The organism is Desulfovibrio fairfieldensis, assembly GCF_001553605.1.
GTDB lineage: Bacteria > Desulfobacterota > Desulfovibrionia > Desulfovibrionales > Desulfovibrionaceae > Desulfovibrio > Desulfovibrio fairfieldensis.
The window spans coordinates 2,778,460-2,790,060 of record NZ_CP014229.1 but is presented as its reverse complement, the minus strand read 5'-3'; the positions used below and the strand labels follow the sequence as shown (position 1 = coordinate 2,790,060).

At 63.5% G+C, this 11,601-nt stretch carries 10 protein-coding genes; 3 read left to right on the top strand and 7 right to left on the bottom strand.

What is annotated here, in order from left to right; all coding sequences use genetic code 11:
* The first annotated feature begins 8 nt into the window (after positions 1–8).
* The 3 genes from AXF13_RS11820 to AXF13_RS11810 all read left to right on the top strand — a co-directional run bounded on the left by AXF13_RS11820 (position 9) and on the right by AXF13_RS11810 (position 2,718).
* Positions 9–482: a hypothetical protein gene (locus AXF13_RS11820; protein ID WP_009302759.1), complete on the top strand. Its 474-nt coding sequence runs from the start codon at positions 9–11 to the stop codon at positions 480–482.
* Positions 483–829: 347 nt separating this feature from the next.
* Positions 830–1,753: a bifunctional riboflavin kinase/FAD synthetase gene (locus tag AXF13_RS11815; RefSeq protein WP_062253489.1), complete on the top strand. Its 924-nt coding sequence runs from the start codon at positions 830–832 to the stop codon at positions 1,751–1,753.
* A 137-nt stretch (positions 1,754–1,890) separates the two neighbouring features.
* On the top strand, positions 1,891–2,718 hold the full coding sequence (locus tag AXF13_RS11810) for a histidinol-phosphatase (RefSeq protein ID WP_062253488.1): 828 nt from the start codon (positions 1,891–1,893) through the stop codon (positions 2,716–2,718).
* Positions 2,719–2,789: 71 nt separating this feature from the next.
* On the opposite strand, the gene AXF13_RS11805 is transcribed toward AXF13_RS11810, so the two are convergent.
* The 7 genes from AXF13_RS11805 to frr all read right to left on the bottom strand — a co-directional run bounded on the left by AXF13_RS11805 (position 2,790) and on the right by frr (position 11,584).
* Positions 2,790–5,342: an ATP-binding protein gene (locus tag AXF13_RS11805; protein WP_062253486.1), complete on the bottom strand. Its 2,553-nt coding sequence runs from the start codon at positions 5,340–5,342 to the stop codon at positions 2,790–2,792.
* A 361-nt stretch (positions 5,343–5,703) separates the two neighbouring features.
* Positions 5,704–6,516: a tRNA (adenosine(37)-N6)-threonylcarbamoyltransferase complex dimerization subunit type 1 TsaB gene (gene tsaB / locus AXF13_RS11800; protein WP_062253484.1), complete on the bottom strand. Its 813-nt coding sequence runs from the start codon at positions 6,514–6,516 to the stop codon at positions 5,704–5,706.
* A 13-nt stretch (positions 6,517–6,529) separates the two neighbouring features.
* Positions 6,530–7,684: an RIP metalloprotease RseP gene (gene rseP / locus AXF13_RS11795; protein WP_083522087.1), complete on the bottom strand. Its 1,155-nt coding sequence runs from the start codon at positions 7,682–7,684 to the stop codon at positions 6,530–6,532.
* A 124-nt stretch (positions 7,685–7,808) separates the two neighbouring features.
* A complete protein-coding gene (dxr, locus tag AXF13_RS11790; RefSeq protein ID WP_062254875.1) occupies positions 7,809–9,140 on the bottom strand; it encodes a 1-deoxy-D-xylulose-5-phosphate reductoisomerase in 1,332 nt (443 codons plus the stop codon).
* A gap of 214 nt (positions 9,141–9,354) precedes the next feature.
* On the bottom strand, positions 9,355–10,164 hold the full coding sequence (locus AXF13_RS11785) for a phosphatidate cytidylyltransferase (protein WP_009302770.1): 810 nt from the start codon (positions 10,162–10,164) through the stop codon (positions 9,355–9,357).
* Positions 10,154–10,876 (bottom strand): polyprenyl diphosphate synthase, encoded by a 723-nt coding sequence (gene uppS / locus AXF13_RS11780; RefSeq protein WP_062253483.1) that lies wholly within the window; start codon positions 10,874–10,876, stop codon positions 10,154–10,156. Before uppS ends, AXF13_RS11785 begins: the two co-directional genes overlap by 11 nt.
* A gap of 147 nt (positions 10,877–11,023) precedes the next feature.
* On the bottom strand, positions 11,024–11,584 hold the full coding sequence (frr, locus tag AXF13_RS11775) for a ribosome recycling factor (RefSeq protein ID WP_062253481.1): 561 nt from the start codon (positions 11,582–11,584) through the stop codon (positions 11,024–11,026).
* Between the last annotated feature and the right edge of the window lie 17 nt (positions 11,585–11,601).

Genomic DNA, 11,601 nt, shown 5'->3' with positions numbered 1-11,601 from the left:
GAAGGCCTATGCAAAACGTTGCGGAAGTGTTTGACGACAAGAGCGTTGTGCAGGAGGCTCTGGAGAATTTCGCGGCCCTGTTGGAGGACGCTGACTTCACGGCCGAGCTGGAGCTCATGGGCATCGGCCGCATGCAGTTCATGCGCCGCCGCCAGATGCTGGTGGAATGGCGCGGCCTGTACATGGCCCTCTGGCGTCTGGCCCTGTCCAGTTCCTTCCCGCAGGATGCGGAACATATTTTCGCCACGTTTTTGCATGCCTACCGTATTGCCCATCCGGACAAGCTCAGCGCCCGGATCATGGAGCGCGCCCAGCAGTACTGGGGCATGCTTCAGCCCAAGGGCGACGCGGATTTCAGTGATGTGGCCCGGCATCTGGGCTCTTTTTCCGTGCAGGATGAAAAGCAGGCCCGCAGCCTGACCCTCAGGCTGGTGCTGCATATTCGCAGGGCGTACAAAATTATTTTCGACAGATTGATTTAGGGGCAGTTTCTAAATTGTCCTTTCCCCCTCTGCCAGCGTCAGGCTCGCCCCGTGCGAAGGTCGAATATGTTTGAATATACTCCCTCCGCCCAAGACTCGCCTTCCTTGGCAGAGAACGAAAATCCTCATTTAGAAACTGCCCCTAGAGCCCGTTTTCAACAGCGGCTTTTGCCTCCTGGTCTGCGCCAACGGCCGATTATGGGCCAGGGCTGTATTGTAAGAGGATTCTCTCCAGTCAGTAATCGGCTGTTTTCTTGCCAGGGAATAAGATTCATTCTGCTGGGAAAACGGGCTCTGCTCCCGAGAGACTCGTTCCCTTCCTCCAACGCTCGGAACTGACGCGACCTATGCAACTTGTACATTCCGTGGACGGCCTGGGCTCCCTGACGGGCGCCGGCGTCACCATCGGCAACTTCGACGGCGTGCATAAAGGCCACCAAGCCCTGATCCGCCGCACTCTAGATGTCTGCCGCCAGGATGATCTGGCCTGCGTGCTGGTGACTTTCTGGCCGCACCCGCGTCTGGTCGTCTCCCCGCACAAGCCCCACGCCCCGCTGACCAGCCGGGAACGGCGGCTGGAACTGCTGGCGGGCCTGGGTGTGGAGCACGTGCTGGAGCTGCCTTTCACCCAGGAACTGGCCGCCCTGACGCCCGAGGAATTCGTGCGTCGCTATCTGCTGCCCATGCATCTGCGCCGTCTGGTGGTGGGGTATGATTTTTCCCTGGGCCGGGGCCGCAGCGGCCATGCCGAAGTGTTACGGAGCCTGGGCGCGGACTGGGGCTTTGCGGTGGAACAGTTGCCGCCGGTCATTGTGGACGACGCGGTGGTCAGTTCCACCCGTCTGCGCGACCTGATCAGCCGGGGCGACGTCTGGCAGGCCGCGCGCCTGCTGGGGCGCTGCTACGGCTTTTCCGGCGAAGTGGTGCACGGCGAAGGGCGTGGCGGCGGACTGGGTTTTCCCACGGCCAACCTGCTGCCGCCGGAAACCCTGCTGCCCGCCGAAGGCGTCTACGCCGCCCGCGTGCGTCTGGACGAAACCTGGCATCAGGCCGTGACCAATGTGGGGCGCAAGCCCACCTTCGGGGGGCGGGACGTGACTGTGGAAAGTTTTCTGCTGGATACCTCGGCCGATCTGTATGGACGGCGCGTGCGCCTGGAGTTCGTGGCCCGACTGCGCGGCGAGCGCCGCTTCGCCTCGGTGGAGGAGCTCACCCGTCGGATCGGCGAGGACGTGGCCGAAGCCCGACGGATTCTGGAGAAGACCGATTAATGGTCTTTTTGCCCTCTGCCCGCAGTTCGCCGTGCTTTGGCCGTTGTGACGCAGGCTCCAGGCGTTGTGCGGAGAACAAAAATTTTCAGTAATCAGCATTCCCCCAAATCAGAAAGACGCCTGACGGGAGGCGCGGCATGATTCTCGCTGACGTGCATAATCACACCCTCATCTCCCACGGCGAGGCCTCGGCGGCGCAAATGTACGAGGCCGCGCGGCGTCTGGGACTGGCCTGGTACGGCTTTTCCGAGCATTCGCCCCTGCCGCCGGGTTATGCCTGCCCGCTGTATCATGGCGACCTGGCCGGGGATTTTCCGGGCTATGTCGACGACGTACTGGCCTTGCGGGAGCTTTTCCACCTGCCGGGAGCCCCGCGCGTGCTGCTGGGCATGGAGCTGGACTGGATCCCCTCGCGCATGCCCTATATGCGGGAGCTGGCGGCGCGCTGGCCTTTTGACTACGTGATCGGCGGTCTGCACTTTCTGGGCATGCTGGCTGTGGGGTCACCCAAAAACTGGGGCCGGGGCGAGAGCGAGGAGGAACGTTACAGGCGTTTCGCGGCCTATTACCGGGAGATGACGGCCATGGTCCGCAGCGGCCTGATGAACATCGTGGCCCACCCGGACTTCATCAAGGTGCGCTGCTGGGAGAGCTTCCACGCCTGGCTGGCCATGCCGGGCAGCCTGGACCTGATCCGCGAAACCCTGACCGCCATGCGTGAAACCGGCGTGGCCCTGGAAGTGTCCTCGGCGGGCCTGCGCAAGGACTTCGCCGAACCCTATCCGGCCCCGCCCATTATGCGCCTGGCCGCCGAACTGGGCGTGGACATCAGCTTCGGCTCGGACGCCCATGCCACGGCGGACGTGGCCTTCGGTTTCGACCGACTGGCGGCGTACGCCCGTTCTTTCGGCTATGCGCAAAGCGTGATTTTTGTGGACCGCAAGCCGCGTTTTCTGCCTTTTTGAGCCTGACGGGCGGCGCGCATGCCGTTCAGAGAGGATGAGCGTTGAAATGCTCTGACGTCAGGCATCCTTTCTCAGAGCCAGCGGCGCAACGTGTCCCGCAGCAGGGCCAGGTCGATGGGCTTGGGCAGATGCCCGTCCATTCCGGCCCGTTCGGCGGCCTGGATGTCTTCGGCAAAGACATTGGCGCTCATGGCGACAATGGGCACTTGGCGGGCGTCCTCCCGCTCCAGGGCGCGGATGGCCCTGGTGGCGTCGTGTCCGTTCATGACCGGCATCTGGATATCCATGAAAATCAGATCATAATAGCCTTCCGGTGAAGCTTTGAAGCGTTCCACGGCCTGCTGCCCGGTTTCGGCGCAGTCGATGGTCACGCCCATGGAGCCGATCAGTTCCAGGGCGATTTCCATATTCAGCGCGTTGTCCTCCACCAGCAGAATGCGCCTGCCGTTGAAGTCGTCCGGCATGACCAGCAAGGTCTGGTCCGCCTCAAGGCGTTCCGGCGGCTCGGGCTTTTCGGCCGGGGCTTCGTCGGCCCAGGCGCTCTCGTCCCGGCTGCGGCAGAGGGCCAGATCCACCGTAAAGCGGCTGCCCTGGTTCAGTTCGCTTTCAATGACAATGCTGCCGTGCATCATCCGCACCAGATTGCGCACAATGGGCATGCCCAGGCCCGTGCCCTGAATGCGGTGCACCCTCTCGTCGTCGGAGCGCGCGAAAGAGTCGAAAATCCGTTTCCGGAATTCCGGGCTCATGCCGAAACCGTTGTCCTCGACCACAATGATGATCCGGCTCATGGACGGGTTGAGGGCCGGTTTTTCGCTGATGAAAAGGCTGATGCGGCCCTTGTCCGGCGTGTATTTAACGGCGTTGGTGAGCAGGTTGAGCAAAATTTGCTGGATGCGTTGCGTGTCGCCCGTCAGCTCCGGATGGACGACGTCCATGCGCAGCTCGAATTCGTGCTGCTTGCTGTCCAGCATGGGGCGGATCAGGTCCAGGGTGTCGCGGATCAGGTCATTGAGATTAAAGGGCGCGTTGCTCAGCAGCAGCTTGCCGCTCTCGATTTTGGACATGTCCAGCACTTCATTGATGATGCCCAGCAGCAGCCGCGAGGCCACGGAAATCTTGTCCAGGCAGTTCCGCACGCGCGCCGGGTCGCCTGCGTGCCGTTCGGCAATGGCCGCCATGCCGATGACGGCGTTCATGGGTGTGCGGATGTCGTGGGACATGGCCGAAAGAAAACTGCTTTTAGCCCGGCTGGCTTGTTCCGCGGCGGCCAGCGAGTCTCTGAGCAGGCGGCGCACGGCCTTTTCTTCCGTGATGTCGCTGAGGGAAATGACGTAATAGGCCCGGCCGTCGGCGTCTTCCTTGGGAGTCAGGGAAAACTTGACCCAGCGCTTTTCCCCGGTGGCGGGATTGATGATGCGGCAGTCCTCGCTGCGGGCTGTGCGGATGGAGGCCGTTTCAAAATCCTCGCGCAGGCGCGAGCCGGACTTGAAGACGCAATGTTTGAAAAGGGCCGCGGGATTTTCAAGGCAGGCCCGCATGGAAATGCCGAACACCCGCTCCAGATTTTCGAACACGTATTCCATGCTCCGGCGGGAGGCGTTGTAGATCAGGAATACGCTGTCCGTGCTGCCGGAAAGCGTGTGGAACAGAAAGTCGCGGTAATGGCGTGCCTTGATTTCCAGGGCCATGGCGCGGTGGCGGCGGGTCAGGGAAAACATGACGAGCAGGCCGGCCAGAATGAGCAGGCAGACGACGGCCACCAGCGCGTTGACGTAGTTGGCGGCCTGGTGCATGGCGTCCACCGGGACCATGGAAACCATGTCCCAGTTGTTCGTGGGAAAGATGGGCGTGTAATACAGATAGGTCTGGCGGCCCTGAACGTTCATAACCACACTGCCGCTCTTGCCCTCATTCATGGCCTGCCGCAGCGCGGCGATCCGTTCCGGCTTGTTTTCCGGCGACGCGGCCAGGACGGCGTAAAAATCGGTTTTGTTCCCCTGTTTCGGCGCGTCCGGCGAGGCGATCAGATATTCGCCGGTCCAGGCAGAAACCATAAAGGATAAGCCCTGGCCGTCAAAAAAGTCCATGGCGCTGGGCTGGGCGTATGTTTTGAGAGACAGGCTGCCGTAGACGGCGCCCCTGTACCGCCCGTTGACGATAAGCGGCCGCCGCATGGTGACTTGGCGCTGCCCCTGGGCGTTCAGATAGGTGCGCGAGACAGAGGTGTCTTTGACGAAATTATGCCAGTCTTCGTCATTGTTGACGTCCACCGGGCCGCCGTCGGCAAAATATCCCCTGCCCTGTTCATTCACCACCGCGACCTGACTGAAGGGACTGGTGGCCACGTAGCGCTGCATCAGGCCGATGGCCGCGACAGGCGTCACGACGTCCGCCCCCAGCAGGCTCTCCTTGAAGGATTCAAGGCTCTGGACGTCGCGGCGGATGGCGTTGGCGATGGCTTCCCCGCTGGCCTGGGTCAGGCTGCGGATAGTGCTTTCCGTGGACCGCCATATGGCCTGATTGATGGCGTTCAGCAGAGCCAGGACAATCACAAACAGCAGCAGGCCGATGCATGCGTTGCAGAGAGCGACCCTGTGGAGCGGATATTTTTTCAGAAACATCAACTGTCCTTTCGGGCGCGGCGGCGCACACACCGACACGCCGCAGACGTGCTCCGCTGCGCGGACCGGAAACAGGCCGCAACTAAACGGCCCTCCGGCCCGCATGGCGGGAAACGGACAGCGGCTTCTCTGGAAGAGATATCACCCGTGGACAGGATAAGCGACATATATCCCAAAGCGCCGTGCGGAACAATGTTCTTTTACTAAATAAAATAATATGATGTTATTTTATGAGGTTATTAAAAAGAACCGCCGTGGGCTCCACGGCGGAGCGGAAAAAAGCGATATACAAGGGGCGCGTCGGCAGGAGCCGGACGTGCCGGAGAATGGAAGCACGGGCACTGCGGCGGCAGGCCGGGGATCAGATTTCGCTTTCGGGGGTACGCGCAAGCATGTTGCCCAGGGCGCTGACGGCCTCGTCGGCATCCAGGCCCTGGCGTCCAGCCAAGTGGGGCAGGTTTTCCACGGCGTCGCAGGGGCGCACGTAAAGCGGCTCCAGATCCTGGGGAAAGTAATCCCCGTGCCGGGCCAGCAGGCAGAGGGCAGCGATGTCCGGGCTGGTCAGGTCCGGCATCAGGACCGCGTCCGGGGCCCCGGCCGGGCCCGAGCCGGTCCGGAGCGGGGTGAAGAGCGCCGCGTTGCGGGCCAGGCCGCTGCCGCAGACATGCCCCGGCCGCGCGGCCAGGCGTTGCAGGGCTTCGGCGGGGGCGAGCAGTTCCACGGACTCCAGGGGCTGGGCCGGAATCTGCGGGCCGTAGGCCACAAAGGGCTGGCAGTGTACCAGGTTGCGGCGGGCATGGGTCAGCACCCAGAGCGGCGCGCCGTAGAGCAGGCCGCGCCGGAGCACCGTGCTGGTGGCCAGGGCCTGCATATAGTCCAGACCGGCCAGTTGGGCGCGCCCCGTGCGGCGCAGGGCCGCCGCCGTGGTCAATACCAGGCGGATGCCGGTGAAGGAGCCGGGGCCGCGCACGCAGGCGATACGCCGGAAGTCCGCCAGGCGCACCTCCAAGCCCGCGCAGATATCCCGCAGGGCCGGAGCCAGGATTTCCGTGGCCCGTTCGGAGCGGTGCCACTGCTGGGCGCAGAGCAGGGCCTCATTGTCCGTAACCGCGATCTGCAACACGCCCTCGGCGGCGTTGAGAATCAGCTCCAGGCCCGTGGAATGCGCGTTCATGGCGGCCTCCCGTTTAACCGGCGCCCCCGGCGGACTTGATCAGACGCCAGACGTCGTTGAAGGTGGCCAGCAGCATCAGGGCGATGAGCAGGGCCAGGCCCGCGCGCATGGCATATTCCTGCACTTTGCGGTTCACGGGTCGCCGGAAGATGATTTCCAGCAGGCAGAAGACCACCTGGCCGCCGTCCAGGATGGGAATGGGCAGCAGGTTCAGGATGCCCAGGTTGATGCTGATAAGGGCCGTGAGCGCCAGCAGGCCCGGCAGACCCTCGTGCACCTGTTTGCCCACCATCTGGGCGATCATGATGGGCCCGCCCACCTGGTCCAGGGGCACCACCCGCTCGGCCAGCTTGACAAAGCTCAGCCATGTCAGGGAAACCATACGCCCGGTTTCGGTTGCGCCCGCCGAAGCCGCCTCCCAGAAGCCTTTCGGCTGCATATCCACGCTGTTGGCGGCGCGCACGCCGATGAGCCAAGCGGTTTCATTTTCGCCGAAAATGGTCTTGCGCGCGGCGCGTTCCGCCGTCATTTCCAGGTGCAGGGTCGTACCCTCGACCGTGGCGCCCTGACCCCGTGTGCCGTCGGCGGCGGGTTCGGTTTCCATGGCGGCCTCCGGAGCGGGCCGGAGCACTTCCAGCTGCATGGGTTTGCCGTCGCTGTGGGCGATGGCCGCGGACATGGCGTCCCAGCTCCCCACGGCCTGGCCGTCAATGCTCAGGATGCGGTCGCCGGCTTTGAGACCGGCCTTGGCCGCCGGGCTGTTTTCAACCACCGCGCCCACATCGGGCAGCAATACGGGCGTACCCCAGCCGAAGGCCAGAATCCAGCAGAGCAGCCAAGCCAGCAGGATATTGGCTGCCGGTCCGGCGATCACCACCAGCAGGCGCTGCCAGGCCGGGCGCAGGGCGAAACTTTCTTTCGGGCTGAAGCCTTCCGGGATCTCGGATTCATTGCTTTCGCCCACCAGGGCCACATAACCGCCCAGAGGCACCAGGGACAGGGCGTATTCGGTCTTGCCCAGTTTGCGTTTGAGAATTTTGGGGCCGAAGCCCAGGGAAAATGTGGATACGCCCATACCCAGACAACGGGCCACGGCGAAATGCCCCAGCTCGTGGAAAAAGATCAGGCCGCCCAAAACTATGATTACGGCAATAATGGTCATCAGCACGCGGATTCTCCGTATCTATTGTCTGATTGCAAAAACTTCGAGCATAGCTGGGCTCTCAATTTTCGCCGGCTTTCGGCGGCTGCGCCGCCGCAAAACCCTATGGGTCTTGTGTGTCTAGAGCAGATTAACTTTGAAATGCTCTAACGTCACGCGTCAGTTCACGGACCAACGCGCGGCTGTGATGGTCGAGGCGCTCTATGCGCTCTACCAAGGTATGTACTTCACGTTCAAGAGCAAGGGGATCAGCCGCGTCGGCCGGAGTGGTCACGGGCGGACAGAACGGCCCCTGTCCCGGCGCGGTGGCCGCATGGGCCTCCAGAACCGCGCCGATGAGCCGGGGAATATCCGCGAAGCCGCAGTTCCCTTGCAGAAAAAGTTCCACGGCGGCCTCGTTGGCCGCGTTCATCACCACGCACAGCCCGCCCCGCCGGGCCAGGGCCTTGCGGGCCAGACCGAGACAGGGAAAGGCTTCCAGATCAGGCTCATGGAAGGAGAGCTGCCCGGCGGCCACCAGGTCCAGCGGCGGCACGCCCACGGGCGCGCAATGGGGCCAGAGCAGGCAGTGGGCGATAGCCATGCGCATGTCCGCCGGGCCCATCTGGGCCAGCATGGAATTGTCGGCCAGTTCCACCAGGGAATGGACCACGGACTGGGGATGCACCAGCACGCGGATGCGTTCGCTGGGCACGCCGTAGAGATGGAAGGCCTCGGCCACTTCCAGCCCTTTGTTCATCAGGGTGGCGGAATCAATGCTGATTTTTGCGCCCATCCGCCAGTTGGGGTGCTTCAGGGCTTGCTCCACCGTAACCTGGCGCAGTTCCGCCGCGCTTTTGCCGCGAAAGGGGCCGCCCGAAGCGGTGAGCACCAGGTTGGCGACCTCCTGGCCGCGCCCGGCCAGGCATTGAAAAATGGCGTTGTGTTCCGAATCCACGGGCAGGATGACCGCGCCGGTGCGGGCGCAGATGTCGCGCACCAGACCACCGGCCAGGACCAGGGATTCCTTGTTGGCCAGACAGACGACCTTGCCCGCCAGGGCCGCCGCCAGGGTTCCGGCCAGCCCGGCCGCGCCCACCTGGGCCGAAAGCACGGTGGAGGCTTCGGGCAGGGCCGCCAGTTGCGCATAGCCCTCGCGCCCTACCAGAACGCGCGGCCTGTATCCGGCGGGAAGCAGGGCGGCGAGTTTTTCGGCGGCGGCCTCGTCCAGCACGGCCAGGAAGGGCGGGCGGTGGCGTTGGGCCTGGGCCGCCAGGCGCTCCACATTACGGGCGCAGGCCAGACCCCACACGCGAAAGAAATCCGGTTTGGCCTCCACCACGGCCAAGGCGTTGCGCCCGATGGAGCCGGTGGCGCCCAGAATCACCAGGCCGCGCGGTTGTTCCCGCTGCCAGCGCTCGGAGGGCGGCCCCGAAATATAGTCGATCGCCGGACCGCCTTGGCCCGGCCAGAGTTCTGCCATCAGAGTGTCCGCATCAATACCGTCGTATCCGTTGCTTTGCCGCGTCCGGAAAAAAACAAAAAAATGGAAGCGCCCGGAAAACGATGAATTTTGTTTCCTGGCAAGGAGCAAGTCCAGCGCGGGCCAGGGATAGTATTCTTAGTATACAGACCTGGGTCGCGCTGGACTTGCGACGCGGCCAGGGGGCAAAAGACGCGTTTTCCGGGTGCTTCCGTCAGAAGAAAAAGAACCACTGATCCACCACCGCCACCATCGGCATCGCAAACAGGAAGCTGTCCGCGCGGTCCAGAATGCCGCCGTGGCCGGGCAGGATGGAGCCGGAATCCTTGACGTGAACGGAACGCTTCAGCGCGGATTCAAACAGATCGCCCACCTGGGCAAAGGCATTGACCGCCACGCCCAGCAGGGCGAAGGAGAACCAGCCCACTTTGCCGTAAATTTCACCGTACACGGCGCAGAAGATCACGCAGGCCACCAGGCTGCCCACAGCGCCCTCGGAACTTTTGTTGGGGCTCACGCGCGGCCAGAGCTTGTGGTGGCCGAAGCGCGTGCCCACGAAATAGGCGGCGGTGTCGGACACGGCCACGGCGGCCAGCACAAAGATCAGCTTGACCGTGGAAAGATAGGTGGCCGGAAGCAGCAGCAGGGGCACATAGGCCAGACCGGCCATGAAAATGCCGCTGGCGGAAAACGCGTTTTCCTCCTCCACCACGTCCCAGCGGAACAGAAAGGTCATGGCCGCCAGCACAAAACCCGCGCCCAGGCAGACCAGGGCGTCCTGCGGGCGGTTCAGCCAGGTCAGGCAGAGCATGCCCCAGCCCAGGGCGATGGCGCAGATCCGGCTGGGAATGCGGCCCGTGGGGCCCCAGAACAGCGAATAGAATTCCCAGAGGCCCAGCGCCGCAACCAGCAGGATCACAAAGAGCAGGGGCCAGCCCCGCAGCCAGAGCACCAGCAGCAGCGCGGCGGCCAGAGCCAGGCCGGTGATGATGCGGCGGATATCGACGGCATGGTCAACGGACATCAATTTGCTCCTGTGTTTTGCCGAAACGGCGCGAACGCCCGGCATAGACGGCCAGCGCCTCGCGCAACTGGTCGACGCCGAAGTCGGGCCAGGGCACGGGCGTGAAATACAGTTCGCTGTAGGCGCACTGGTACAGCAGATAATTGCTCAGACGCTGCTCGCCGCTGGTGCGGATGAGCAGGTCCGGATCGGGCTGACCGGCGGTGTAGAGGCGTTGCGCCAGGCTCTCCTCGGTAACGTCCTCGGGCCGCGCGTTGTCGCGCAGAAAGCCTCGCACGGCGCGCACCAGCTCGGCCCGGCCGCCGTAATTGAGCGCCAGGTTGAGCGTCATTTCCCGCCCGGCTTCGGTGCGGCCCATGGCGTGGCGCAGGGCCGTGCGCTGCGGCAGGGGCAGACCTTCCAGGTCGCCCAGCACCTTGAGGGCGATGCCCTTTTCCTCCATCAGCGGCACCTCACGGCGCAGAAATTCCAGCAACAGGCTGAACAGGGCGCTGATCTCGGACTTGGGCCGGTTCCAGTTTTCGCTGGAAAAGGCGTAAAGGGTCAGATGACGGATGCCCAGACCGCGGCATTCGGTGACCACGGTGCGCACGGCTTCGGCCCCGGCGCGGTGCCCGGCCGAGCGCGGGAGCCCGCGCGCCTGGGCCCAGCGGCCGTTGCCGTCCATGATGATGGCGATATGCGTGGGCAGTTTTTCAAGTTCTTCTGTCATGAATGGCCTGTTTCACCGTAAGATTTGAGATTTTTTCGTCGCTGGCAAGAAAGACGAACGGCGCGCCGACATGGAGTGTAGCTGCCTACAAGACCGAGGCGCGCCGCGAAGTCTGACGCCGCCAGCGGCAAAAAAATCCAAATCTTACTAGATGTCCATGATTTCCTTTTCCTTAGCCGCGCATTTCTTATCCACGTCGCCCACGAACTTGTCCGTGAGCTTCTGAACGTCGTCCACGGCCTTTTTCAGCTCGTCCTCGGTGATTTCCTTATCCTTTTCCAGCTTCTTCAGGCCGTCGTTGGCGTCGCGGCGCACGTTGCGCACGGCCACCTTGGCCTCCTCGCTGTACTTGCGGGCCACTTTGACGAGATCCTTGCGGCGTTCCTCGGTGAGCGGCGGAATGACGATGCGGATGATCTTGCCGTCGTTGACCGGGGTAAGTCCCAGGTCGGACTTGAGAATGGCTTTTTCCACCGCCGCGATGCCGCCCTTGTCCCAGGGCTGTATGGTCAGGGTGCGGCTGTCGGGCACGGCCACGGAGGCCATCTGGCTGACGGGCGTGGGCGTGCCGTAGTAGTCGGCCTTGATGCCGTCCACCAGGGCGGTGGAGGCGCGTCCCGTGCGCAGTTTGGCGAAGTCGCGGTCCAGCGCGGCCAGGGCCTTTTCCATGCGGTCCTCAGCGTCCAGAAGGGTGCTGTCGATATCCATCAATCCTACTCCTTGCG

Bases quoted from the DNA above. Each gene is read 5' to 3' on its own strand.
- AXF13_RS11820 (WP_009302759.1), top strand. From the start codon at position 9: ATGCAAAACGTTGCGGAAGTGTTTGACGACAAGAGCGTTGTGCAGGAG.
- AXF13_RS11815 (WP_062253489.1), top strand. From the start codon at position 830: ATGCAACTTGTACATTCCGTGGACGGCCTGGGCTCCCTGACGGGCGCC.
- AXF13_RS11810 (WP_062253488.1), top strand. From the start codon at position 1,891: ATGATTCTCGCTGACGTGCATAATCACACCCTCATCTCCCACGGCGAG.
- AXF13_RS11805 (WP_062253486.1), bottom strand. From the start codon at position 5,342: ATGTTTCTGAAAAAATATCCGCTCCACAGGGTCGCTCTCTGCAACGCA.
- tsaB (WP_062253484.1), bottom strand. From the start codon at position 6,516: ATGAACGCGCATTCCACGGGCCTGGAGCTGATTCTCAACGCCGCCGAG.
- dxr (WP_062254875.1), bottom strand. From the start codon at position 9,140: ATGGCAGAACTCTGGCCGGGCCAAGGCGGTCCGGCGATCGACTATATT.
- AXF13_RS11785 (WP_009302770.1), bottom strand. From the start codon at position 10,164: ATGTCCGTTGACCATGCCGTCGATATCCGCCGCATCATCACCGGCCTG.
- uppS (WP_062253483.1), bottom strand. From the start codon at position 10,876: ATGACAGAAGAACTTGAAAAACTGCCCACGCATATCGCCATCATCATG.
- frr (WP_062253481.1), bottom strand. From the start codon at position 11,584: ATGGATATCGACAGCACCCTTCTGGACGCTGAGGACCGCATGGAAAAG.